The 23,577-nt window shown below is 72.2% G+C and carries 18 protein-coding genes; 7 read left to right on the top strand and 11 right to left on the bottom strand.

Annotated features, from left to right (window positions below; translation table 11 throughout):
• Window positions 1–41: 41 nt before the first annotated feature.
• The 6 genes from P2424_RS19365 to P2424_RS19340 all read right to left on the bottom strand — a co-directional run bounded on the left by P2424_RS19365 (window position 42) and on the right by P2424_RS19340 (window position 8,457).
• Window positions 42–1,460: an APC family permease gene (locus P2424_RS19365; RefSeq protein ID WP_276477008.1), complete on the bottom strand. Its 1,419-nt coding sequence runs from the start codon at window positions 1,458–1,460 to the stop codon at window positions 42–44.
• Window positions 1,461–1,793: 333 nt separating this feature from the next.
• Window positions 1,794–2,789 (bottom strand): methylmalonyl Co-A mutase-associated GTPase MeaB, encoded by a 996-nt coding sequence (meaB, locus tag P2424_RS19360; RefSeq protein ID WP_276479034.1) that lies wholly within the window; start codon window positions 2,787–2,789, stop codon window positions 1,794–1,796.
• A gap of 4 nt (window positions 2,790–2,793) precedes the next feature.
• Window positions 2,794–5,088 (bottom strand): methylmalonyl-CoA mutase, encoded by a 2,295-nt coding sequence (gene scpA, locus P2424_RS19355; protein WP_276477007.1) that lies wholly within the window; start codon window positions 5,086–5,088, stop codon window positions 2,794–2,796.
• Complete coding sequence (locus P2424_RS19350; protein ID WP_276477006.1) at window positions 5,085–6,995, bottom strand: methylmalonyl-CoA mutase subunit beta; 1,911 nt, start codon at window positions 6,993–6,995, stop codon at window positions 5,085–5,087. Before P2424_RS19350 ends, scpA begins: the two co-directional genes overlap by 4 nt.
• Before the next feature lie 122 nt (window positions 6,996–7,117).
• Window positions 7,118–7,840, bottom strand: a complete 723-nt coding sequence (locus P2424_RS19345) for an endonuclease V (RefSeq protein ID WP_276477005.1) — start codon at window positions 7,838–7,840, stop codon at window positions 7,118–7,120.
• Between the two features lie 59 nt (window positions 7,841–7,899).
• Window positions 7,900–8,457, bottom strand: a complete 558-nt coding sequence (locus P2424_RS19340) for a hypothetical protein (RefSeq protein ID WP_276477004.1) — start codon at window positions 8,455–8,457, stop codon at window positions 7,900–7,902.
• 295 nt (window positions 8,458–8,752) lie between these two features.
• On the opposite strand from P2424_RS19340, the gene P2424_RS19335 reads away from it, so the two are divergent.
• From P2424_RS19335 to paaK, 3 genes are all read left to right on the top strand, one after another.
• Window positions 8,753–9,592 (top strand): MerR family transcriptional regulator, encoded by an 840-nt coding sequence (locus P2424_RS19335; protein ID WP_276477003.1) that lies wholly within the window; start codon window positions 8,753–8,755, stop codon window positions 9,590–9,592.
• 356 nt (window positions 9,593–9,948) lie between these two features.
• Window positions 9,949–10,323, top strand: a complete 375-nt coding sequence (paaI, locus tag P2424_RS19330) for a hydroxyphenylacetyl-CoA thioesterase PaaI (RefSeq protein ID WP_276479033.1) — start codon at window positions 9,949–9,951, stop codon at window positions 10,321–10,323.
• Window positions 10,324–10,336: 13 nt separating this feature from the next.
• Window positions 10,337–11,650 (top strand): phenylacetate--CoA ligase PaaK, encoded by a 1,314-nt coding sequence (paaK, locus tag P2424_RS19325; RefSeq protein ID WP_276477002.1) that lies wholly within the window; start codon window positions 10,337–10,339, stop codon window positions 11,648–11,650.
• A 123-nt stretch (window positions 11,651–11,773) separates the two neighbouring features.
• On the opposite strand, the gene P2424_RS19320 is transcribed toward paaK, so the two are convergent.
• Entirely contained in the window at window positions 11,774–12,964 is a 1,191-nt protein-coding gene (locus tag P2424_RS19320; protein WP_276477001.1) for an alcohol dehydrogenase catalytic domain-containing protein, read from the bottom strand.
• 266 nt (window positions 12,965–13,230) lie between these two features.
• Between P2424_RS19320 and P2424_RS19315 the strand changes: the two genes are divergently transcribed.
• Both P2424_RS19315 and P2424_RS19310 read left to right on the top strand, forming a co-directional pair.
• The gene (locus P2424_RS19315) at window positions 13,231–14,196 is read left to right on the top strand and encodes a TIGR03557 family F420-dependent LLM class oxidoreductase (RefSeq protein ID WP_276477000.1); all 966 of its coding nucleotides are present in this window, start codon (window positions 13,231–13,233) and stop codon (window positions 14,194–14,196) included.
• 96 nt (window positions 14,197–14,292) lie between these two features.
• The gene (locus tag P2424_RS19310) at window positions 14,293–14,700 is read left to right on the top strand and encodes a RidA family protein (RefSeq protein ID WP_276476999.1); all 408 of its coding nucleotides are present in this window, start codon (window positions 14,293–14,295) and stop codon (window positions 14,698–14,700) included.
• Between the two features lie 18 nt (window positions 14,701–14,718).
• On the opposite strand, the gene P2424_RS19305 is transcribed toward P2424_RS19310, so the two are convergent.
• Together P2424_RS19305 and P2424_RS19300 are read right to left on the bottom strand one after the other, a co-directional pair.
• Complete coding sequence (locus P2424_RS19305; RefSeq protein WP_276476998.1) at window positions 14,719–15,975, bottom strand: DUF1266 domain-containing protein; 1,257 nt, start codon at window positions 15,973–15,975, stop codon at window positions 14,719–14,721.
• A gap of 158 nt (window positions 15,976–16,133) precedes the next feature.
• Window positions 16,134–17,492, bottom strand: coding sequence for an FAD-dependent monooxygenase (locus P2424_RS19300; RefSeq protein WP_276476997.1), 1,359 nt, complete (start codon window positions 17,490–17,492; stop codon window positions 16,134–16,136).
• Window positions 17,493–17,596: 104 nt separating this feature from the next.
• Here P2424_RS19300 and P2424_RS19295 point away from each other — a divergent pair, with 104 nt between their 5' ends.
• Complete coding sequence (locus P2424_RS19295) at window positions 17,597–18,247, top strand: TetR/AcrR family transcriptional regulator (RefSeq protein ID WP_276476996.1); 651 nt, start codon at window positions 17,597–17,599, stop codon at window positions 18,245–18,247.
• 86 nt (window positions 18,248–18,333) lie between these two features.
• Window positions 18,334–18,873, top strand: coding sequence for a TerD family protein (locus P2424_RS19290; RefSeq protein ID WP_276476995.1), 540 nt, complete (start codon window positions 18,334–18,336; stop codon window positions 18,871–18,873).
• A gap of 81 nt (window positions 18,874–18,954) precedes the next feature.
• On the opposite strand, the gene P2424_RS19285 is transcribed toward P2424_RS19290, so the two are convergent.
• Window positions 18,955–20,931, bottom strand: a complete 1,977-nt coding sequence (locus P2424_RS19285; RefSeq protein ID WP_276476994.1) for a family 16 glycoside hydrolase — start codon at window positions 20,929–20,931, stop codon at window positions 18,955–18,957.
• Entirely contained in the window at window positions 20,928–23,417 is a 2,490-nt protein-coding gene (locus P2424_RS19280) for a ThuA domain-containing protein (RefSeq protein WP_276476993.1), read from the bottom strand. Before P2424_RS19280 ends, P2424_RS19285 begins: the two co-directional genes overlap by 4 nt.
• Window positions 23,418–23,577 lie beyond the last annotated feature (160 nt).

The raw sequence follows: 23,577 nt of genomic DNA, 5'->3' as shown, positions 1-23,577 counted from the left end.
ATCGCACCGGAACGTCCGCTGCGGCGGCGCGCCCCGTCACCTCAGACCGGCTGGAGCGTCTCGGCGGCGCTGTCCTCGCGGGCCGCCGGAGCCTGCCCGTCCTCGGGGACGGCGATGACCCAGCGGGTCTGCCGGCGCGGGCGCAGATAGAGCGCCCAGTAGGCGACCGCGACGAGGACGATGCCGCCGGTGACGGCGAGGCTCTCCGGGCTCTGCCGGAACAGGACCCACAGCAGTACCGCCATCAGCAGCGCGGGGAGCACCGGCCACAGCGGCATGCGCCAGGCGGCCCGGTGCTTGAACTCCGCGCGTCGGGCCGCGAGGGCGCCGAGCGCGACGAAGACGTACATGCCTGCCACCGCGACGCCGGTGACCTCGCTCAACAGGTCCAGGTCGACGAAGCACAGGAGCGCGCCGGGTACGCCGACCACGAGTGTGGCCACCCAGGGGGAGCCGAAGCGCTTGCCGAGCCGGGAGAAGGCGCGGTTGACCGGCGCGGGCCAGGCGGAGTCCCGCGCTGAGGCGAAGACCACCCGCGAGTTCTGGATGACCATGACGATGGCGGCGTTGATGATCGCCAGCGCGATGCACAGGCTGATGAACGTTCCGACGGCCGAGTTGCTCCAGCCCCGGACCATGCCCGCGATGTCGCCGGCGGCGAGGGCCCGCAGATCCGGTGCGCCCAGGGTGATCGCGACGACCGGGACGATGACCACCGTGAACCCGAGGGCGAGAGTCCACAGCACGGTGCGGGCCACGGTGCGCCGCGGGTTCTCCATCTCCTCGGCCAGATACACGGCGGTCGAGAAGCCCTGCAGGATGAAGAGCGCGGTGGCGAGCCCGGCGACGATCAGCCCGGCCGTGACCGGTGCCGTATGGCCGTGCCCGCCGTCCATGACCGGGTGCACCAGTACCGAGGCGGAGCGCCGGGTGTGGGTGAAGCCCAGTACGGCGACGACGGCGGCGCCCACCACCTCCAGGGCGAGGAAGACGCCGGTGATCCAGGCGTTGGCCCGCAGGTCCAGCAGACCCATGGCGGTGGACAGCAGCATCACGGCGGCCGCGGCGAACCGCGGATCGAGGTGCACGAGGGGGGCGAGGTAGTCGGCGGTGCCCAGCGCGATGATCGGCGGCACGATCATGACGACGGTCAGCGACAGGACGAACACCAGCCAGCCCGCCAGCCTGCCCAGCAGGGTGCCGACCATCGCGTACTCGCCGCCCGAGCTGGGGATCAGGGTGCCCAGCTCGGAGTAGGTGAGGGCGACGCCGACGCACAGCAGAGCGGCGACGGTGAGGGCGAGCGCGGTCCCGGTGCCCAGCGTGCCGAACGAGTCCGGCACGATCACGAAGAGGGACGAGGCCGGGGTCAGGCAGGAGAGGGTGAGCAGCGTGCCGCCCACGACGCCGATGGAGCGGGTGAGCCGTGGCCTGCTGGCTGCTTCGCGCGTGTCGGTCATGCTGTTCCGTTCGTACCGTGCGTGCTGGGCGGGGTGCGGTATCCCCTCCGGTGGCGCACCGAGCGGCGGTGCGGAATGTGCGGGTGCCGGAACGCGGCCCGGTCGCCGCATACAAGCCCCTGCGGCGAACCGGAGTCAAGAGCTCCAGTCGACGGAATCCGTTGCCCGCGCGGCCTTCTGGGGTTCTTTACGGTTGCTGAACGCGCTCTGCGCGGTTGATTCCGGCGCCCAAGGAAATCGCAGCGACGATTCTCGAATTCTCTCGCCCCACGCCCCCGCGCAGCCTGCCCCGTCTCACGATGCGGCCCGCCGGAAACCGGAGACCGGAGCTGGTCAGTCAGCCCGCGGCAGGCCGAACGCCTGCACGATCCGCTGAGCCGCCAGCGTCGCGGTCAGCCCGCCCTCGCGGACCTGCTCCTCCAGCAGCGGTGCCAGCCGCCGCACCTCCGGGTGCTGTTCGAGACGGCTGAGCAGATCGTCGCGGACCATCGACCACACCCACTCGACCTGCTGGTCGCGGCGCTTGGCGGCCAGCTCCCCGGTCGACTCCAGCACCGCGCGGTGCCGCTCCAGCCGGTCCCACACCTCGGCCAGACCGGTGCCCTCGCGGCCGCTGCAGGTGAGGACCGGCGCGGTCCACGCCGCGTCGGACGCCCGCATCAGCCGCAGCGCACCCGCCAGCTCACGGGCCGCCGAGCGGGCGTCCCGCTCGTGCGGGCCGTCCGCCTTGTTGACGGCCAGCACGTCGGCGATCTCCAGGACGCCCTTCTTGATGCCCTGGAGCTGATCGCCGGTGCGGGCCAGGGACAGCAGCAGAAAGGAGTCGACCATCTGCGCGACGGTCGCCTCCGACTGGCCGACGCCGACCGTCTCCACCAGTACGACGTCGTAGCCGGCGGCCTCCATCACCAGCATCGTCTCGCGGGTGGCCTTGGCGACCCCGCCCAGCGTCCCCGCGGTGGGGGAGGGGCGTACGAAGGCGTCGGGGTTGACGGCGAGACGTTCCATCCGGGTCTTGTCGCCCAGGATGGAGCCGCCCGTGCGGGTGGAGGAGGGGTCCACCGCCAGCACCGCCACCCGGTGGCCGCGCTCGGTCAGCAGCGTGCCCAGCGCATCGATGAAGGTCGACTTGCCGACCCCGGGCACCCCGCTGATCCCCACCCGCCGGGCGCCGCCCGCGTGCGGCAACAGCACCGTCAGCAACTGCTGGGCCAGCTCCCGGTGGTCGGCCCGGCGCGACTCCACCAGCGTGATCGCACGGGCGATGTACGCGCGGGAGCCCGCCAGCACGCCCTCGGCGTAGCTGTCGATGTCGATCGCCCGGGGCACCCGCTCAGCCCTCACGGCCCTCGGCGGCCTCCCGGTCCGGTCCCTCCGCGCCGCCCGGTCCCGCGGGGTGGCCCAGCTCCGCGGCCAGCTTGCGTACCAGGTCGTAGGCCGCGTCCGGGATGACCGTGCCGGGCGGGAAGACGGCCGTCGCGCCCGCCCGGTGCAGCGCCTCCACGTCGGCGGGCGGGATCACCCCGCCGACGACGATCATGATGTCGTCCCGGCCCGCCGCGGCGAGCTCCTCGCGCAGCGCCGGGACCAGGGTGAGGTGACCGGCCGCCAGCGAGGAGACGCCCACGATGTGCGCGTCCGCCTCGACCGCCTGCCGCGCCACCTCCGCCGGAGTCTGGAACAGCGGGCCGACGTCGACGTCGAACCCCAGGTCGGCGAAGGCGGTGGCGATCACCTTCTGCCCGCGGTCGTGGCCGTCCTGCCCCATCTTGGCCACCAGCAGCCGCGGCCTGCGGCCCTCCGCCTCCTCGAAGGCGTCCACCAGTTCGCGGGTGCGGGTCAGGGACGACGACACTCCGGCCTCCTCGCGGTACACACCGGAAATCGTACGGATCTGGCCCGCGTGCCGCCCGTACACCTTCTCCAACGCGTCCGAGATCTCCCCGACGGTGGCCATGGCCCGCGCCGCGTCCACCGCGAGCGCCAGCAGGTTGTTCTCCAGGCCCGGTCCCGAAGCGGCTCCTGCGGCCCGGGTGAGCGCCTCCAGGGCCGCTCCGCAGGCCGCCTCGTCCCGTTCGGCGCGCAGCCGCCGCAGCTTCTCGACCTGCTGGGCCCGCACCGCCGAGTTGTCGACCTTCAGCACGTCGATCTGCTCGTCGTCGACCGCCCGGTACTTGTTGACCCCGATCACCGGCTGCCGGCCGGAGTCGATCCGGGCCTGGGTGCGCGCCGCCGCCTCCTCGACGCGCAGCTTGGGGATGCCCGCGTCGATGGCCTCGGCCATCCCGCCCGCGGCCTCGACCTCCTCGATGTGCTGCCAGGCCCGGCGCGCCAGGTCGTGGGTGAGCCGCTCCACGTAGGCGCTGCCGCCCCACGGGTCGATCACCCGGCAGGTGCCCGACTCCTGCTGCAGCAGGAGCTGCGTGTTGCGGGCGATCCGCGCGGAGAAGTCCGTCGGCAGCGCCAGCGCCTCGTCCAGCGCATTGGTGTGCAGCGACTGGGTGTGCCCCTGGGTCGCTGCCATCGCCTCGACACAGGTACGGGTGACGTTGTTGAACACGTCCTGCGCAGTCAGCGACCAGCCCGAGGTCTGCGAGTGGGTGCGCAGCGAGAGCGACTTGGGGTTCTGCGGGCCGAACCGCGACACCAGCTTCGCCCACAGCAGCCGCGCCGCGCGCAGCTTGGCGACCTCCATGAAGAAGTTCATGCCGATCGCCCAGAAGAAGGACAGCCGCGGTGCGAACGCGTCCACGTCCATCCCCGCCGCCATCCCGGCCCGCAGGTACTCCACTCCGTCCGCCAGGGTGTAGGCCAGCTCCAGATCCGCCGTCGCCCCGGCCTCCTGGATGTGGTAGCCGGAGATGGAGATGGAGTTGTAGCGCGGCATCTTCTGCGAGGTGTACGCGAAGATGTCGGAGATGATCCGCATGGAGGGCTGCGGCGGATAGATGTAGGTGTTGCGGACCATGAACTCCTTGAGGATGTCGTTCTGGATGGTCCCCGCCAGCTTCTCCGGCGGTACACCCTGCTCCTCGGCCGCGACGATGTAGAGCGCCAGCACCGGCAGCACCGCGCCGTTCATCGTCATCGACACCGTCATCCGGTCCAGCGGAATGCCGTCGAAGAGCTGCCGCATGTCGTAGAGCGAGTCGATCGCCACGCCCGCCATCCCGACATCGCCCGTCACCCGCGGGTGGTCGCTGTCGTAGCCCCGGTGGGTGGGCAGGTCGAACGCGACGGACAGCCCCTTCTGCCCGGCCGCCAGATTGCGCCGGTAGAAGGCGTTGGACTCCTCCGCGGTGGAGAAGCCCGCGTACTGGCGGATGGTCCAGGGCTGGTTGACGTACATCGTCGGATACGGGCCCCGCAGATACGGGGCGATCCCCGGATAGGTCTCCAGGAAGTCGAGCCCCCGCAGGTCCTCGTCCGTGTAGAGCGGCTTGACCGCGATGCCCTCGGGCGTGTTCCAGTCCAGCTCCGGGACCTCGCGCCCGGTCCGCTCCGCGACCGCCTCGCGCCACTGCCCGGCGGTGCCCTCGGAGGGCTCCGGGCCCTCCAGTCCGACGGTCGTGAAGTCGGGCACCGGGCTCGCCGGTTCCGTGTGAGGCCCTGTCGTCCGGCGGCTCATGCGTCGACCTCCATGCAGTCGAGAAGGGAGGTGAGGAGGGCGACGGCATCGCCGCCCGCGTGGACGAACCCGTCGACGCCGAAATCGGCGGACTCGGCTTCCCCGGGTCGGCCCGCCAGCAGCACCCGGGTGGCACCCGCCGCCCGGAGCGCGGCGGCCACGTCCGCCGCCTGCTCGGCGTAGAGCGTGTCGCTGGAGCACAGGCAGGCCACCGAGGCGCCGCTGCCCTCGAAGGCCGCGCCCGCGTTCCGTGCGTCCACCGTCACCGGGTCGTGCACCGGCTCGATGCCCCCGGCGCGGGCGAGGTTGGCGGCGAACGAGACCCGTGCGGTGTGCACGGCTGCCGGGCCCAGCGCCGCCAGGAACAGTTTCGGGCGAACACCGGTCGCCGCCAGGTGCGCGTCCGAGCGGGCCCGCAGCGCCTCGAACCGGTCGTCCCGGCGCACCCTCGGCAGCCCGCCGCGGGGCCGCTCGGGCGCCGGTTCCCGCTCCACGGGCCGCTCGTCCAGCAGCGGGAACTCGCTGACGCCGGTGATCGGTTCGCTCCGGTGCGCCAGCGCCCGGCCGCGTTCCGTCCAGCCCTCGCGCAGCCGCGCCTCGACCAGCCCGTCGCGCAGCGCGGCCGCCATGCCGCCCGCACCTTCGATCTCCTGGAACCAGGCCCAGGCGGCGCGGGCCAACTCGTCGGTGAGCGCCTCCACATACCAGGAGCCGCCCGCCGGGTCGATCACCCCCGCCAGATGAGACTCCTCCAGCAGGATGGTGGAGGTGTTGCGGGCGATCCGGCGGGCGAACCCGTCCGGCAGGCCGAGCGCGTCGTCGAACGGCAGCACGGTGACGGCGTCCGCGCCCCCGGCCCCGGCCGCCAGCGTCGCCACTGTCGTACGGAGCATGTTCACCCACGGGTCGCGACGGGTCATCATCACCGCCGAGGTCACCGCGTGCTGCCGCTGGGCGCCCGCACGGGAGGGGGCACCGCACGCCTGTACGACACGCGACCAGAGTCGGCGTGCCGCACGCAGCGCCGCCATGCTGGTGAACTGGTCCGCCGTCGCGGCGTACCGGAACTCCAACTGCCGGCAGGCCGCCTCCACCGACATCCCGGCAGCCGTCATGTCCCGCAGATAGGCCACTCCGGTCGCCAGGGCGCAGCCCAGTTCCCGTGCGGGAGTGCCACCCGCCTCGTGGTACGGCAGCGTGTCCACCGCGTAGGTGCCCAGCCCCGGATCGCGCCGCCCGCACTCCTCCGCCAGCGCCGCAGCCTCGCGGCGCAGCTCAGGTACCGCCTCGTGCGCTCCGGTGCGTGCCGCGTACCCCAGCGGATCGGCTCCCAGCAGGCTTCCGGCGGCGGGCTCCGCACCGCCCGTCAGCCGCCCGCGCAGCCGCCGCAGTTCGGCGGCCGCCCGTCCGAAGTCGGCGCCCGGCTCCAGTACCACCGGCGCCAGGTCGAGATAGACGCCCTCCAGGGCACGCTCCAGATCCTCGATCGGCAGCCCGCCCTCGCCCACCGTCAGCCAGACGGAGGTGACACCGTTCTCCAGGTCGCCCAGCACCGCCTCGCGGGTCCCCGTGGCGTCGGCACGCGTGTGCCGCTGCCGCACGTCCCAGCCGTGCGCGGCGTTGCCCTCGGCGCGGGATCCCCTGGTGAAGGGTGCGAACCCGGGGAACCCCCGCGGGCCGCCCCGCACCTCTCCCGTGACTTCCCCCGTGGATTCCCTCGTGTACAGGGGGCGTACGTCGATGCCGTCGGTGAGCGTGGTGGTGAGGGCGGACTCGGGCTCGGAGGCGTCCGGGACCGTCGCTCCCGTCTTGCGCAGAACCCCGGAGACGAGCTGCTGCCACTGCTCGTATGTGGCGTCCGGGAAGTCCTGCGCGAGGGAGAGCCCTTCTTCAGGCGGGACCGTCATGGCCGCAGATTAGGTGAGGTGACCGGCGAGTAGCAGCAACCCGCGGGTGTGACCTTGCACTCTCCCGCCGCGGGCGGCCTGCCTTCGCACGGTTTGCCGGGCGTGCCATGGATCCCGCCCACTCATCCGGTCCGTGCGGCGAGTTCCCGCCGGGCGAGTCGGTCGGCCCGGCGTGTCGTCTCCGGCTGGCGGTACGCGGGGGCCAGTCGGAGGACGAGGGCGCAGGCGTTGTCCAGGCTGATGCCGCTGCCCACGGAGACGAACACCGGCTTGACCCCGTCCTGGGTGCGCAGCGCGCGGCCGACCCGCTCGCCGTCCATGGTCAGCGACGACCACGCTCCCCGCTCCCGCGCCGGGGGCTCGTGCTCGAAGACGAACGGCGTCTTGGCCACCCCGAAGCAGGGGAGGCCTGTCAGCACTCCCAGATGCACGGCGAGCCCCGCGCGCCGGGGGTGTGCGACGCCGTAGCCGTCGCACACCACTGCATCCGGCCGCGGGTACCGGGCCAGCCCGCCCAGCGCGGCGGCGACCGACGGCAGTTCGCGGAACGCCAGCAGCCCCGGGACGTACGGGAAGGAGGTGTGTCCCACGTGCACCGATTCATCCAGCACGGCCAGCGTCGCCGCGTCCAGCACGACGGCCGCCGCGACCAGGCCTCCGTCGTCGGCGTAGGCGACGTCGACCCCGGCGACCGTCCGCACCTCGTCCGGACCGGGGCCGGGGCCTACCGGGTCGGCCGCCTCGCGCAGCCGCTTCTGCGCCGCCACCGCCTCGGCTTCGGTGGTCGGCCACCCCTCCGGCACCGCCGTCACCCCGTGGTGCGCTTCCGCCCCGACCGTCCCCACGTCACGCTCCCGTTCGTCCCGCTGTTCTCCGGTGCGCGCGGTGGTGCAGCAACCGCGCGTCACTGCGCGCAGACGACATCGTGCAGTTCGATCGGATGCGAGTCCAGCGCGACGTAGGCGGTCGAGGTGCTCGCCGTCCCGTCCGCCCAGTAGGCGGTCACCGGGGCCCAGCCGAACCCCGCCGACTGCGCGGTCGTCACCGGGCCGACCTCGATGTTCCGCGGCGTGTTCTGCGCACACAGGATGACGTCGCGGTCGGGGTGCCGCGCCTGCTTCCGCTTGAGGAGGTCGGAGACGAAATGCTCCCGCTGCCGGCGATCGGGGCCGTGCGTCCCGTAGAACCAGGTCAGGAAGCGGTGGATCTCCGGGCCGGTGTGGCGCCGCTCCGCGGTGTGCCCGCTGCCGGCCTGCGTGCCGGCCGGGGGCTCGTACACCTGCGGGGTGGGGCGCGCCGAGGCCGCCTGCGCGCCCGGTCCGGACGGCGCCGCCCAGGCGCTCGGCGCGACCAGCGCCAGAACCGCGGCACCGGAGGCGCACAGCGCGAGGACTCCGGCGCCACGGCACCGGGAACGGCCCCTGCGGACGGTGGTGGAGGCGGTGGAGGCGGAACGGAACATGGGACACCTCTTCTTGTCGGGCGCTGCCCCGGAGGGACTCGGTGACCGCATCGTCCGCCGCCCCGGATACCGGCGGAGCGACGACGCCGCAACGCGCCCCAGCAAACCCTCCTTCCGGGTGACGTGGGCCCCGTCCTCGCCGCGCGCAGCGAGCCCGGACGGCCGGTGCGGGCGATCGGGGAGCTGCGCGCCGGACTCCGGGCCCGGGAGCTGCCGCACGCGGGACGGCGAGCGGGACGCCGCGGCAGCGCGTAGCCTGCACCTCCCACCGATCCGCGCCAGGAGGGAGCGCCGCATGGGGGCCGAAGCGCGGTCGGACCGGGTCCTGCGCTCGGTGGATCTCGCGCGTGTCGCCGGGATCTCCACGCAGCAGGTGCGCAACTACGAGGCGGCGGGCGTCCTGCCACCCGCCTCGCGCACCGGCTCCGGCTACCGGGTCTTCACCCCGCGCCACCGCGCCGCACTCCTCACCTTCCGCGGACTGGCGAAGGGCTACGGCCCCGGCCCGGCCCGGAGCATGCTGCGCGCCGTACACGAGGGCGACGTACCGGCCGCGCTGGAGCTGGTGAACGAGTGCCATGCCACGCTCCACGAGCAGCGCCGTTCGCTCCGGGTGGCGAGCGAGGCGCTGACGGCCACGGCGGAGCGGGCGCCCGAGGAGGCGACACCGATCCGCGGAGTGCTGCGCATCGGCGAACTGGCACACCAGCTCGGTCTGCGCCCCTCCACGCTGCGAGTGTGGGAAGCGGCCGGGCTGCTGACCCCGCACCGCGAACCGGGCACCGGCTACCGGGCATTCGGCCCCGCGGAGATCCGCGACGCCCGTCTGATCGTCCTGCTCCGGCAGAGCCGCTACCCGCTGCCGCAGATCCGCACCGTCCTGGACAGCCTGCGCGAGACCGGCGGCACGGGAGAGCTGCGGGCCGCGCTCGCCCGCCGCGACGCGGAGCTGACCGCCCGCACGGCAACCATGCTGGAGGGCGCCGGACTGCTGCACGCGTACCTGCGCGACCACGCCTCCGGCGACCCGGCCGCCACAGCCGGGCCCCTGGCCGTGGACCCTTCCGCGAGCGGGCCGGACCGAACGGGAGGCGGCGGCTCCCGAGAAGCGGGAGCTCCCGCGCACGAGGGCTGACACACCTCCGGCAGGCCGGACCCGCCCCGGGAAGTGGCCGGAGCGGGACGGCGTACGGCACACGCCGGCGCGGGTGCTCTTGCCGCCGGTGATCGGGCTGCGGCTGCTCGTCCTGGCCGCCGCCGCGCTGGTGCGCGCGCCGTAGCCCGCGGGACACGTGGTCGGCCCGGGCGCGTGGTCGCCTCAGCCGGAGCCCCGCTCCAGGACGCGGGACTCCTCCAGCTGCCGGCTCTCTTGACAGTCCGTGCCCCGCACTGGATTACTGGGCACACCGAATGTTCGGTCGGTGTCCGGTCCGAGGCGGGAGGTAGCAGGTGGGGAAGGGTGCGGGGGCGGAGAGCGGGCCCGTGGAGGCGATGCTCGGCGCCGATCGGGCCTCCAGCGCCCTCGGGATCGAACTGGTGGAGGCCGGCGCGGGTTCCGCCACCGTGCGGATGCGGGTGACCGGCGACATGGTCAACGGGCACGGCACCGCGCACGGCGGCCACCTTTTCCTGCTCGCCGACACCGCCTTCGCCTGCGCGTGCAACAGCCACGGCCCGGTGACCGTGGCGGCCGGCGCGGACATCACCTTCGTGGCGCCCGCCTGGGAGGGCGACGAACTGCTGGCCGTCGCCCGGGAGCGCACCCGCTACGGCCGCAGCGGCCTCTACGACGTGACCGTGCTGCGCGGTGAGCAGGTGGTCGCGGAGTTCAGAGGGCGCAGCCGCACCACCACGCCTGTGAAGTGAACGGGGAGCAGCGATGACGGACGAACTGCTGGACGCCGGGGAGCGGCTGGGCACGGAGGAACTGCGGCAGGTGCAATTGGAGCGCCTCAAGTCCACCCTGCTCCACGCCTACCAGGATGTGGAGCTGTACCGGAAGAAGTTCGACGAGGCCGGTGTGCGGCCCGCGGACTGCCGCACCTTGGAGGACCTGGCGAAGTTTCCCTTCACCACGAAGTCCGATCTGCGTGACACGTATCCGTTCGGCATGTTCGGCGTGCCGATGGATGAGGTGCGGCGTATCCACGCCTCCAGCGGTTCGACGGGCCGTCCGACCGTGGTCGGGTACACCGAGCGGGATCTCGACACCTGGGCCGACCTGGTGGCCCGCTGCATCCGGGCGGCGGGCGGCCGACCGGGGCACAAGGTGCATGTCTCCTACGGGTACGGGCTGTTCACGGGCGGTCTGGGGGCGCATTATGGTGCCGAGCGCGCCGGGTGCACCGTCATCCCTGCCTCGGGCGGGATGACGGCACGGCAGGTGCAGCTCATCCAGGACTTCCGGCCCGAGATCATCATGGTCACGCCCACCTACATGCTCACGCTGCTGGACGAGTTCGAGCGCCAGGGCATCGACCCGCGGGGCACCTCGCTGCGTGTGGGCATCTTCGGCGCCGAGCCGTGGACGGAGGCGATGCGGCGGGAGATCGAGGAGCGGTTCGACCTGCACGCGGTCGACATCTACGGGCTCTCGGAGGTGATGGGGCCGGGTGTCGCCCAGGAGTGCGTGGAGACCAAGGACGGCCTCCATCTGTGGGAGGACCACATCTACCCGGAGGTCGTCGACCCGCTGGGGGAGGAGCCGCGGCCCTCCGGGGAGCCGGGAGAACTCGTGCTGACGACGCTGACGAAGGAGGCACTGCCGGTCATCCGCTACCGCACCCGGGATCTGACCCGGCTGCTGCCCGGCACGGCGCGCCCCGCGTTCCGCCGCATCGAGAAGATCACCGGCCGCAGCGACGACATGATCATCCTGCGGGGGGTCAACGTCTTCCCCAGCCAGATCGAGGAGATCGTGCTGGACCTCCCCGGCGTGGCCCCGCACTTCCAGCTCCAGCTCACCCGGCAGGGGCGGCTGGACCACCTCAGCGTGCTGGTGGAGGCCCGGCCCGCGGCCACCCCGGCCGACCGCGCCGCGGCGGAGGCCGCGCTCGTACGCCGCGTCAAGGACGGCATCGGGGTGGCGGTGGAGGCCCGTGTGGTCGACCCGGAGACCATCGAGCGCTCCGTCGGGAAGTTCCGCCGGATCCGGGACCTGCGCGCCGAAGCGGGCAGCACGGCTCCGGCATAACGGTCCGCGAGTGGTCCCGCGGATCGGGCGCCGCGGCAGCACGGCCGTGGGCGTCACCGGACCCGCCTGGAGCAGCGGTTCGTGTCCGCGAGGCGCGAGGGCGCCGGCCCCCGGCCCCCGGCCTCACATCGCCGAAGGCTTCAGCAGCGTCTTGACCATGCCGTCCTCCTTGCGCTGGAAGGTGCCGTACGCCTCCGGAGCCTTCTCCAGCGGGAGGGAATGCGTGGCGAAGTGGTCCACGCCCAGGGGGTCCTCGTCCGTCAGCAGCGGGAGGATCTCGTCCACCCAGTGGCGCACGTTCGCCTGGCCCATCCGCAGCTGGATCTGCTTGTCGAACAGTTTCAGCATCGGCAGCGGGTCGACGGCGCCGCCGTAGAGGCCCACGACGGAGACGGTGCCGCCGCGCCGTACGACGTCGAACGCCGCGTTCAACGCGGTCAGCCGGTCGACCCCGGCGCGGTGCATCATCCTGGCGCCCAGGGACTCCGGCAGCAGCCCGACGGCCTGGTGCGCGGCCCTGGCCACGGGTGCGCCGTGCGCCTCCATGCCGACGGCGTCGATGGCCGCGTCCGTACCCCGTCCCTGCGTCAGTTCCCGCACGGCTGCGCCGAGGTCGTGGTGCTCGCGCAGGTCCAGGGTATGGACCCCGTGTGCGCGGGCGCGCTCCAGCCGTTCGGGCACCAGGTCCACACCGATCACCAGTTCGGCACCCTGATGCTGTGCGATGCGCGTCGCCATGTCCCCGATCGGCCCCAGGCCCAGTACGGTGACGCTGCCGCCCCGGGGGATGTCCGCGTAGGACACCGCCTGCCAGGCCGTGGGCAGCACGTCCGACAGGTACACGAAGCGTTCGTCCGGGGGGCCGTCCGGCACCTTCACCGGCAGATGATTGCCGAACGGGACGCGCAGGAACTCGGCCTGGCCTCCCGGCACCTGGCCGTAGAGCTTGCTGAAGCCGAACAGGGCGGCCCCGCTGTGATAGTCGTGTACCTGAGTGGTCTCGCACTGCGAGTGGAGGCCCTGTCGGCACATCCAGCAGGTGCCGCAGCTGACGTTGAACGGCACCACCACCCGGTCGCCGGGTGCGACCGCGGCCACCTCCGGGCCGACCTCCACGACCACTCCCATCGGCTCGTGCCCGAGGACGTCACCCTCGCCCATGAACGGCCCGAGAACCTCGTACAGGTGCAGATCGGACCCGCAGATACCGCTCGTGGTGATCTGTACGACGATGTCGTCCGGTTCGGTGATCTCCGGATCAGGCACGGTGTCCACACTCACATCGCGCCTGCCGTGGTAGGTCAGAGCCCTCATCGATTCCTCCAGGACGTCTCGGGTACCGACCGGCACCAGCACCTTTTTCACCGCCGGGCCGGCGCTGCCGGGCCCCGTCGAACCCCTGTCACCAGCACCGACAGGTCCGGAAAGGTGTTCAGGGCTGGTCTCCACCGGACGGGGAATGCCGATACGCGGCGGTTCCCCGCCTCAGCCGTGTCACACCCCGCGCCCGGCGCGGAACGGTGGGAACGTGCGGGAGGAAGCGGACACACCGAGGGGGGAGCGACCGAGGAGCAGGGCAGATGCAGATCGGCTACAAGCTCGCCACCGAGCAGTACGGCCCCCAGGAACTGATCCGCCAGGCGATCGCCGCCGAGGCCGCCGGGTTCGACTTCGTGGAGATGAGCGATCACTACCATCCGTGGCTGGACGACCAGGGGCACTCCGCCTTCACCTGGAGCGTGCTCGGTGCCGTCGCCGCCAGGACGGAGCGGATCGAGCTCGTCACCGGCGTCACCTGCCCCAGCATGCGCTACCACCCCGCCGTCGTCGCTCAGGCAGCCGCGACGATGGCACTCGTCTCCGAGGGCCGCTTCGTGCTCGGCGTCGGCTCCGGAGAGCGCCTGAACGAACATGTGACCGGTACCGGCTGGCCCTCCGTGGCCGAGCGGCACACCCGGTTCCGCGAGGCGCTGGAGATCATCCGCCTGCTGTGGCAGGGCGGTTACCGCTCCTACGAGGGCAGATACCTCCGGCTGGAGGACGCGCGCATCTTCGACCTGCCCGCTGAGCCACCGCTGCTCGCCGTGGCCGCCAGCGGACCCGCGTCCTGCCGGATCGCGGCCGAGCTCGGCGACGCCTTGTTCGCCACCGAGGAGAAGCCCGAGATCGTGCGCCACTACCGGGAGGCAGGTGGCATCGGCCCCGGCTACGCCGAGGTTCCGCTGGCCTGGGCGGAGAGCGAGAGCGAGGGCGCCCGGGCCGCGCTCGCCTCCTTCCGCTGGGCGCTGACCGGCTGGAAAGTGATGAGCGAACTCCCCAACCCGGTCAACTTCGAGGCCGCCACCGCGCAGATCCGCGAGGAGGACATCCGGCAGCGGTTCGCCTGCGGCAACGATCCGCAGCGCTGCCTGGAGGTGGCCGGACCCTTCCTGGAGGCCGGTTTCGACCGCCTGGTCCTGATGAACGCCGGACCGGACCCCCGGGGCTTCCTCGACTTCTGCGACGCGGAGTTGCTCGGCCGCCTCAAGCAGCTCGCGGCAGGCTGAACGCCGCCTTCCGGGCGGCGCGGAAACCGGTTGCGCGGTGCTGCGCACTGCGCTGGAGTACGGGGACACCTGCCGCACCTGCCGAAGGGAACACCCGTGGCCCGAGCCGTGACCCTGATCCGCTCCCGGAGCCTTTCCGACGTGGCCGAGTACGCGTACGCGGCGGCGGCGCCGCCCGACGCGCGCCTGATCTTCCTCGCGGGAGCCTGCCCGCTGGCGGACGACGGCACCGTCACCCCCGTCGGCGATTACGCGGGTCAGGCTGCGCGCGCGGTCGAGAACCTGCGCACCGCGCTGCACGAGGCGGGTGCCGACCTGCGGGATCTGATCAGCACCCGGGTCCTGGTGGCCTCCGGCAGCCAGGCCGATCTGGTGGCGGCCTGGGAGGTGTACCGCGACGCCGTGGGCGACCACGACGTGCCCAGCACACTGCTGGGGGTCACCGTGCTCGGGTATTCCGACCAGTTGGTCGAGATCGAGGCGGTGGCGGCGGTCCGGGAATGACCCGGCGACCCGGCACGGTCATTCCGGAAGCCGGAACGGCACCGTCCGCCAGGGGCTGCGCGGCGCCCGCAGCAGCGCCCGGTGCGCCTCCAGCACGTCGGTGTACCAGCTACCGAACCGCTCCTCGTCGAAGTGCAGACAACGGCCCATCACATAGGCCGCCGAGAACTCCGCCCAGGACCGGTAGGTACTGCGCACGCCCGTGCTGACCCGCTCGATCGCGTCGTACATCTCGGCGCGGGTCGCGTAGCGGGCCCCCCGCCCCCAGCGGGCCATCTTCGAGGCCCGGCCCAGGTCCCAGGCGGCGACGGTGCGGATCACCTCGTCCGGGCCGATCAGCCCGTCGGCGCGGAAGCGCGCCTCGTACCGCAGGACCTTGCCCACCATCCCCCGCAGGTCCGCCAGGAAGGCGTCGAAGTCCGGGCCCTCGGGCGCCTCGACGGCTCGGCGCAGCGTCGCCTCCACGCAGTCCCGCCACTGTCCGGCGTCCACCGGGCCCCGGCCGTGGTGCTCCTTCTCCAGCGCGAGGCGGGCGCCGAGCACGAAGTCCCAGTACCAGGGGCTGACCTCGCACTCCAGCAGTCGTTGCTCGGTCTCCAGCCAGTCCTCCCGGCTCTCGATCCCCCATGACTCCGCCAGTCGTTCGACCTCGTTGCTGTAGCCGGCGCCGTGCCAGTCCAGGGTGTTCCAGGGGTCGCCGTTGCCGAAGCACAGATGCGCACCGCACGCCAACCCGTGCAGCAGGGGGCCGGACTCCGGGGCTCCGGTCCGCCGGGTGACGAGGCGGCCGGTGAGCGCGTGCGGATCGAACAGTTCCTCGTGCAGCTCCGACCAGACCTCCCGCTCCTCCTCGTCCACCCGGAACAGCTCCTGGCAGGGCGTCGCGCCGTTGACGACGAGTACCTCGACCTCGGGCGGCAGAATGTCGGCGAGGGTGCCCAGCGTGATGAACTCGAAGACGACATACGGGTGCGGTCGCGGCAGCAGGCCGTCGGTGTAGACCTGGGCGACGGTGCGGGTGACGCCGTCCGAGCCGGTGATCTCACTGGTGACCGGTCGCCGTGCGGCGGGGTCGCGGACGGTCTGCTCGATCGGCATGGGGTGGTAGACGCCGTTCTCGGCGAGGGTGCGCAGGTAGGTGTAGCTCTCGTCGACCTCGTGCAACTTGTACAGCCGCCGCTCCAGATCGCCCGGGGCCTCCCAGTGCTCCTCGCCCTCGTGCTCGACGATCGGGAAGATGTCGTCGTGATCGTCCTGCTCGCCTACCGCGTACACCCTCGTGCCCCGTTCCCGGTCCACCGACTCCCGCGCCGGGACCGCTGGTCATGATCGAACGGTCACGCTACCGCTCCCGGTGGTCCGGCCGGGCCCGCGGGGAGGTACAGGCGGCTCCGGGAGCGTGCGGCGGCGGCCGGGCCGGCAGGGTGCCGTGCTCACGCCGCCTCGTACCGGGGAGTGCGGGCCAGCGCCCGCCGCCGCCGGTCGTCGGCGGCCAGGTGGGCCACCTCCCGCAGAACGCCCACTCGGCCCCGGGCGAGCAGCCGGCCCACCGCGCCGAGCAGCCGCGGGCCGGTGAGGAGGTCGGTCGGCTTCGCCCGGTGGTTGACCAGTTCGAAGAGGCTGTCGGCCGTCCCCGCGCGCCGCATCCCCCGCAGCACTTCGGGCAGTACGGCGGGCAGCGGTGCCAGGCTGCCGATGTCGGCCGCGAACCAGTACGGTTCCACGAACTCGGCGTCCCGCCATGCCCCCCAGCGGTGCAGCGCCGCGTCCAGCTCTCCCGTGCTCCGCGCGAGGTGTTCGGCCACGGTCCGCGCCAGTTCGCCGGCCTGGAGGAAGGCGTCGCCGATTCCGCGTCCGGCGGTGGGGTCCTTGAAGTGGCCCGCGTCCCCGACCAGCACCCAGCCGGGCCCGGCCGGTTCGCGGAAGTAGCCCTTCCAGTGCGTCGTCCCGCGCGGCTCGCCCACCGGTCGGGCACCGGCCAGCGCCTCGGCGACGGGCTCGGCGGCCCGCGCGTACTCCAGCAGGCTGCCGGGCAGCCCGGCGCGGAACGCGGGCAGCCATGCCGGGTCCACGCCCACCTGCACCTGGTAGAGCCCGTCGTCGGTGGGGCAGCCGAGCACGACGCGGTCGGCCCAGCGGTGGAAGACGAAGGTCGGTTCCGTACCGGTCGCCGATCCGGCGAAGTAGCCCCAGAAGAGGGCGAACTGGTTGGGTGTCACGTGGTAGGAGCGGGCGCCGGCCAGCCGCGCGACGGTGGAGGACCGGCCGTCGGCGCCCACCACCAGCCGGGCCCGCAGCACCCGTTCGCGTGCCGTGCCGCCTCGGGTCTCCCCGCCCCCCGTGGCCGGGGAGACCCGCACGCCCGCCACCCTGCCGTCCTCGTCGCGGACCAGGCCGGTGACCGCTGTCCCGGTGGCCACTTCGGCCCCCGCAGCGTGGGCCGCGTCGAGGAGCACGGGGTCGAGCCGGAAGCGGCGCACCGACATCACTCCGCCCGGGTCGCCGGGGCGTACCGGCCAGGTGGCGGGCCAGCGCAGGTCGCCCACGCGGGCGTCGGCCCGCGCGATCAGCGGGGCGCCGGTGGCCCGCAGTTCTTCCAGGACGCCGAGGTCCGCCAGGAAGGCCAGCGCGTCCGCCTCGAAGATGTGGGTCGAGGGCGTGTCGCCGCCCGGCTCCGCCTTCTCGACCAGGCACACCCCGAACCCCTGCCGGGCCAGTAGCGCCGCCAGCGGTGCCCCCGCGCACCGTGCGCCGACCACGATCACGTCATACCGTTCGCCGTCGCTGCTCATCGCTGCCGCCGCCCCCTTGTCGGAGTGCCCGGCAGGCCATAGCCTGCCAGTAACCTAGTATCTGCTAGGTTATCGGCCCCGAGTTAAACCTAAGGAACGCTAGGTTGTCAACAGCGCACCCCCGCAAGCGGATGAGCGCCCAGCAGCGCCGCACCGTCATCGAGGAGGCCGCCACCGAGGTCTTCGCCGCACACGGCTACCAGCGGGCCGCCATGGACGAGATCGCCCGGCGCTCCGGCGTCTCGGTCCCCGTGGTCTACGACCACTTCCCCTCCAAGCGGGAACTCCACCGCCATCTGCTGGAGCGGCACTTCGCCGAGCTCCGCGAGCTGTGGCGCGAGCGGCTGCCCGTCCCCGGCGGCGCCGACGAACTGGGCACCGAGGAGGTGACGCGCGCCTTCGACGCCTGGTTCGGCTACATCGAGACCCACCCCTACGCCTGGCGCATGCTCTTCCGCGACACCACCGGGGACGAGGAGGTACGCGCCGATCACCGTGCCGTCGTCGACGGCAGCCGCGAGGCCCTGCTCCCCTTCTTCGCCCGGCTGGTCGGCATCCCCCTCGACGGGGCACCCGACGACCACGTGCGCGTCGAGGCCGAGCTGGCCTGGGAGGTGTGCCGCAGCGTGCTCCAGGGACTCGCCCTGTGGTGGCTCGACAGGCCCGAGGTCCCCCGTGCACGAGTCGTCTCGGCCGCGGTGGACGCCGTGTGGACCGGCCTGGAGCGCTCCCGTCTCACCCGGACGCGCCCCTGAGGGTTCCCGCCCGGCGTGGCAGGATGGAACTGCCGTGCAGATCCGGTCGGTTGCGGCGCGCGCGCCGCACACGAGGAGGGGGCAGGATGAGCAGTCTCAACAAAGGGCTCGACAAGGTGGAGGTCACCCTCAAGTGGGACCCCAGTCCGCTGGGTGAGCCCGAGCACGACCTCGACATAGTGGCCGCCACCTACACCGCCGACGCCCCCTACGGTGAGCCCGCCTATCTCGTGCACTTCGACAGCCGCTCCCCGGACGGCACCATCATCCTGAACCGGGACAGCAAGACCGGCCAGGGCTTCGGTTCCGACGAGGTGCTCACCCTCGAACTGGAGCGGCTCTCCGAGGAGTACGTGCGGGTCGTGGTGGGTGTCGCCATCCAGCAGGGCGAGGGGCACAAGACGTTCGCGCAGGTCCCCAACACGGCCGTACAGGTCAAGGAGGGCTACGAGGAACTGGCGGAGGACGACTTCTCCGGTGTTCCGGACGCGACCGCGGCCACCGTCGCCGAGTTCGCCCGCGGCGGGACGGGGGAGTGGCACCACACGCCGGTGCTGCGCGGCTACGAAGGCGCCCCCGAGGAGTTCGCCTCCCGGATGGGCATCCCCGAACAGCGCGGCTCCTGACAGCAAGGGCGGGCGGCACCGGAAGCCCCGGCACCGCCCGCCCGGCCGGCCGCTCGTGCTCCGGCCGTCGCGCTGCTGCTGCTACAACTCCTTGATCCGTACGTTCCGGTACGAGACCACGTCCGCCGTGCTGTGGACCTGGAGGCCCACGTAGCCCGAGGCGTAGCGCCGCCCGTCGGTACCCGGGTCGTCGGAGCGCGGCGGTTCGAAGACCTGGCCGCGGTTGTTGTCGAACTCGTTGATCAGCGTGCCGTTGCGGTAGATCTCGTAGTGCTGGCCGACCACCCGGACCTCGTAGTCGTTCCAGGTGCCCTTGGGGGTGACGCCCGCGCCCGCCAGGCCGACGCGGTCGAATCCGTAGACGGAGCCGGTCTTGTACATGTCACCGTCGGGGCGGTCCAGGATCTGCAGCTCGTGGCCGTACTTGATGGCCACCCACTCCGGCCGCGACTCCTCCGGGTGGTCGTGTACGTCAGGGAAGCGGGCGAAGACCCCGCTGTTGGCCCGGCCGTCCCCCGGCGCGTCGTCACGGAACTGGAGCTTCAGCGAGAAGTCCCCGTACTTGCGCTTCGGGTACCACAGCATGCCCATGCCCTCGACCGAGCTGTCGCTGGTCATGCTGCCGTCCTCGTTGAGTCCGAACTTTCCGCCACCGACCTGCTCCCAGTCGGCGAAGGACTCCTCGCTGCCGTCGAACAGGTCGCGGTAGCCGGTCTCCTGACCCGGTGTGCCGATCCCGGAGCGCTTGGCCGCCCGGTTGATCAGCTTCCGCTCGCGGGGCACGAGGACGCCCTCCCCGACCAGCTCCTCGGTGACCCCGCGCACGTGCTTGAGGAACAGCGCCTGGGACGTCCACTCCTTCTCGTCCTCGATCAGCTCGTTGACGGTGCAGCGACGCTTCGTCATGCGGTTGGGCACCCCGGTGTCCACGGTGCCGACGATCACCGTCTCCCGCTCGTCGTACTCCGGGCAGGCCGGCGCGGGGACCCCGCCGCCCGCCACGATCCGGAACGACAGCCGCTGCGGCTCCGAGACGTTGCCCGCCTTGTCGGCCGCGCGGTAGGTGACCGCGTGGTATCCGGCCCGGTCGAGGACCAGCGGCTCGGCGTACTCGACGTAGGGGGCGCCGTCCAGCGAGTACTCGATCCTCTCGACCCCGGACCTGTCGTCCGCGGCCGTCACGGTGACCGTCGCCCGGCCGATGAAGTGGCCGTCCGAGTTCTTGCTGCCCTCGGCGCTGCCCTGGGCGGTGGGCGGCGTGGTGTCCTCGTCCGGTGGTTCGACGACGGTGAAGTCGACCGACTTCTCCTCCGCCGCGTTCCCGGCCTTGTCCTCGGCCCGGTAGCGGACGGTGTGCTCGCCCGCTTCGGCCACCGTCACCGGTGCCGTGTAGGGCTGGAAGGCGCCGCCGTCGAGGGCGTACTCGATGCTCTCGACCCCCGAGTCCGGGTCCGAGGCCGTGACCGTGACCGTCGCACTGCCCAGGTAGGCGCCGTCCTCGTCCCTGTCGCCGTCGACCGCGGCGGAGGTCTCGGGCGGCGTGCTGTCCTCACCCGGATCGTCCCCGGTCACCACCAGCGTTCCGGTCATCTGCTGATGCCCGGGGATGGTGCAGTGGTACTTGTAGGTCCCCGGAGTCAGGGTGACCTCCACCGTGTGCTTCCCGCCCTCCGAGTCGTTGGGCGAGGCCAGGATGTTGAGGTCCACGTCCTGGTTGTAGTCCGGGTCGGAGGTGACGAAGGTGAGGGTGTGCGACATACCGGTGGTGTTGCCGGTGGCCTCGCTGTTCTCGAAGACGACCGTCGCCTTGCCCGCCACCGCGGTCGAGGGCGCCGAGGCGTACTTCGTCATGTCGTCGTTCGCCGTCCAGGTCAGCACCTGCGCGTCGGCGGCCGGGCCGCTCCGGCCCGTGCCCCCGGCTCCCTTCAGAGCAGTTCCCTGCCCCCACGCCGTACCGGAGGTCAGGCCGAGCACCATCACCAGGGCACCCAGCAGGGCCGTCACCAACCGGTGCCGCTCGCGTCTCCCGCGGTGCCCCGCTCGCACGCTCACCCTCATCGGACCGTCTCCTTCCGCAGCGCCGGCTCGGCCATGTCCTCCGGGCTCGGTGTCGGCTCGCCGCCCTTGTACGTCACGCGCCACAGCGCGGACTTGTCGTCGGAGGTGAAGAACCCGCGCCCGTAGTCGAGGACGTACAGCGCACCGTCGGGTCCGAACTTCCAGTCCATGAGGTTGCGGATGCCGCCCTCACCGACGGGGACGATGCCGTCCAGGCTCTCGGCGTGGTCGGGCTGCGCGCCCACGGTGTCGCCCCTCGGCATCACCAGCGCGTGCCGCGGCTGGTCGCCGTCGTAGAAGTCGCCCACGAACCACTTGCCGTCCCAGTACGAGGGCCACTTTCCCTCCGCCGGGTTGTCCGCGTCGAACCGGTAGAGCGGTCCGTTCATCGCCGCCTGGCCGCCGCCCTTCAGCCAGGGAAGGGTGAGCTGCTGCTCGTCCTCCTGATAGCTGGGGATGCCGTTCTCGTCGCGGGGGAAGTCCGGCCCGCCGCCCTGCGGCGAATACCAGATGTTGTTCCCGCGGGCCGGCGGGATGTTGACCAGACCGTCGTTGTTGGGCGACTCGTTCTTCAGATGGTCGCAGTCGTACCAGCCCAGCGGCTTGCTCGGGTCGGGCAGGTTGCGGTCCCGGTAGGGCTGCTCGTTGCCCATGCAGTACGGCCAGCCCTGGTTGCCCGCACTGGTGATCCTGGCGAAGGTGTCGTACTTGGCCGGGCCCCAGGTCGGGCTCGGGGTCTGCGCGTCCGGGCCGACCCAGCCCGCGTAGAGCGTGTCGGTCTCTTTGTCGACGGCGATCCGCGCCGGATTGCGGACCCCCATCACATAGATCTCGCCCCGGGTCTTGCCGCCGCCCTCGTCGGTCTCCTCACCGGTGAACAGGTTGTCCTCGGGGAGGGTGTAGGTGCCGTCGTCCTCGGGGTGGATGCGCAGGATCTTGCCGTTGAGATTGTTGGTGTTACCCGCCGTACGGCGCGCGTCGGCGAACGAGACGCCCTTGAAGTCCGGCTCCGGATTGTTCCCCGAGTAGCCGTCGCTGTACTGCGAGGAGTTGTTGTCACCCGTGGCGATGTAGAGGTTGTCCTCGGAGTCCCAGGCCATGCCGCCGCCCGCGTGGCAGCAGCTGTGGATCTGCACCGGCCACTCGAGCAGCACCTTCTCCGAACCCAGGTCCAGCCTGTCGGTCTCCTGGTCCAGTGTGAACCGGGAGACGCGCCGCTTCGCCATGTGTGTGTCGCGGTTGATCTCGCTGTGCGGCGTGTAGTGCAGATAGACCCAGCCGTTGCGGGCGAAGTCCGGGTCCAGTTCGATGCCGAGCAGCCCCTCCTCGTTCTTGACCAGTTCGCCGCCGCCGCCCTTGTTGCCGAAGACCGTCAGTTCGCCGGCCAGGGTGACCTGTTCCGTCTTCGGGTCCCAGATGTGCACCTGGCCCTTGCCCTTGCCGATGTCGGGGTCGTCCCAGTCGGTGACCACCGGCTGGGAGGCGTCGCCGCCGCCGCGTCCGATGTAGAAGACCCGGCCGTCCTTCGCGGTGACCACGCCGTGCGGCTCGCCGATCTGGTCGGACTGCCCGGGCTGGTTGGGCTCGGTGAGCCGCTTCGCCTCGTAGTTGGCGGAGATGGCCGCCTGGCAGTCGGCGCGGGCCAGCCGCGTCGTCCACATCAGGGCACCCCGCAGATGAGTGCGGAAGTCGGTCTCCGCGAAGCCGGCAGCGGTCCCGCCCATGGACGTGTAGAAGGAGCGTCCGCCGTCGTAGTCGCGGCACCAGGAGACCGGGTGGTCCCAGCCGCCGGCGTCCGCGCCGCCGTCGTAGGTGGTGGTGCGCAGCCGCGCGACGGTGTGCACCTTTCCGGAGGGATTCTCCCGCCAGTTGAGCCACCGGTCGGGACGTGTCCACTCGACGGGCAGATCCTTGGTCGCCGGGTGCTGCCGGTCGCCGACCTCCACGGTGGCCCGCTGCACCTTCGCCGGGCTGTGCTCGGCCGGACGGGCACCGATCAGGCCGGTGAACCACTCCGAGTACGGCTCGGCACGCGCGGCGTCGTGGACGCCGAGGAAGCCGCCGCCCGCCTCCATGAAGCTCTCCAGGCCGGCCTCCTGTGCCGGGTCGAGCACGTCGCCGTCGCCGGTCAGGAAGACCACGGCGTTGAAGCGGCCGAGCCGCGGCTTGGTGAAGATCGCCGGGTCGTCGGTCGCGCGGATGGTGAAGTGCTCCTGGGCCGGGCCCTGCTGTCCGATCTTCTCGATGGCCTCGATCGCGGCGTCGACGGTGGGGGACTCCTCGCCCGTCGCGCCGTGGAACACCAGGACCCGGACGTCCTCACCGCCCGGCGGACTCGGCAGCGCCAGCTTGGGCGCGGGCGCTCCCGGCGGTGGTGCCGCCAGTGCGGGGGCGCCGAGCAGCCCGGCGGCGAGCGCGCCGGCCAGCAGCGCGGCGATCCTCCTGCGTCGGGGTCTCGCCCGTTTTGGGTGCGGTTGGAGCCGCATGCGTGATCCACCCCTCTTCTGTCACCGAAACGTGGCAGAAGCTAGACCTCTTTCGGCGGTTCGCCAAGGGCTATGACCGCAATTCGACGAACTTTGTCCTGGGTGTGGATAAACACTGTCTCCGGCGCTACCGTCCCCTGCAACTCGCATCGCGCGGCGC

Origin of the sequence: Streptomyces sp. WMMB303, from assembly GCF_029351045.1 — a bacterium.
Lineage (GTDB): Bacteria > Actinomycetota > Actinomycetes > Streptomycetales > Streptomycetaceae > Streptomyces.
The sequence above is the reverse complement of the archived record's forward strand: the minus strand, read 5'-3'. Positions and strand labels throughout refer to the sequence as shown.